Below are 1,292 nucleotides of genomic sequence, written 5' to 3' on the forward strand. Positions count from 1 at the left end.
TGTGCCGTCCTAAATAAGGTTGACACTTTCCACCCCCCAAAATTGGAGAGTGTTATGAAATCAACAACTAAAAGAACTCAGCGCGATTACTCCCTCGCTTTTAAACTCACTGTAGTTGATGAGGTTGAAAAAGGAAGCCTCACTTACAAACAAGCCCAAGAGAAGTATGGCATCCAAGGTTGCTCTACGGTTTTGGTTTGGCTTCGTAAGCATGGTCGACTAGATTGGTCTAAAGGGACACCTAACTTTATGTCCAAAGGAGACTCTATGGCCGAGTTCAATTCACCTCCTACACCAGAGCAACGTATTAAAGAGCTTGAGAAGCAGCTCGAAGATGCTCAACTCAAAGCCGACTTCTTTGAAGCTGTCGTGAACGTTATGGAACGTGACTATGGTGTTAGAGTGACAAAAAAGCACAAAGAAGCGTTGTCCAAGAGAAAACCATAGTAGGTTTGAGCGTTACGAAGTTTTGTCAGTTAGTACAAATCTCTCGCCAAGCTTATTATAAGCAATGCCAAACTCAATCTCGTTGTGAACATCATGAGCATACTGTCATTGGCTTTGTCCGTGAAGTCAGGCTGAAGCAGCCACGCATTGGCACGCGTAAACTGAAGTTCTTAGCAGCAACAAAGGGCATTCAAATAGGTCGCGATAAGCTCTTTGAACTTCTCAGAAAGCATCGGCTGTTAGTGAGAGCAAGACGAGCCTATCACCGAACGACTGACAGCCGTCATCGATTTTTCTGTCACCCAAACAAAGTGAAAGATGGGCTGACACCAACGAAGCCAGAACAACTGTGGGTTGCTGATATTACTTACTTGCCAACTCAAAATGGAGAGAGTTATCTCAGCTTGGTTACAGACGCTTATTCAAGGAAGATTGTTGGTTTTTATGTGGATGACAACATGAAAACTCAATCAGTTAAGCGGGCATTTATCTCAGCTCTCAGGCAACGGCAGAGTGAAGAAAAGCTAATACACCACTCAGATAGAGGCTCACAATACTGTTCGAAGGAATATCAAGATATCCATAAGAAACATAGAGTGACTTGCTCAATGACTGACGGGTATGACTGTTATCAGAATGCTTTAGCTGAGCGTGTAAATGGGATACTCAAAATGGAGCTCTTGCTGAAGAAACCGAAAGATCTGAAAGAAGCAAGGACGATGGTAGCAGAGTCCGTAGATATCTATAATCAAATGAGGCCTCATACGGCTTTAAAATACAAAACGCCCGATGAAGTACATCGAGCGTTTTAGTTAAAAAGTGTCAACCCATATCAGGACGGGTCA

Annotated in this window: 1 protein-coding gene; it reads left to right on the plus strand. The window is 43.3% G+C overall.

The genetic code is table 11. The annotated features are described in order from the left end of the window. Positions 1-54 precede the first annotated feature (54 nt). A protein-coding gene (locus R8O70_RS25460; RefSeq protein WP_086012997.1) for an IS3 family transposase occupies positions 55-1,259 on the plus strand; the annotation gives its coding sequence in 2 pieces (ribosomal slippage) (positions 55-406 and positions 406-1,259; 1,206 coding nt in all). The last annotated feature ends 33 nt before the right edge of the window (positions 1,260-1,292 follow it).

Source organism: Vibrio sp. 779(2023) (genome assembly GCF_033344285.1).
GTDB lineage: Bacteria > Pseudomonadota > Gammaproteobacteria > Enterobacterales > Vibrionaceae > Vibrio > Vibrio alginolyticus.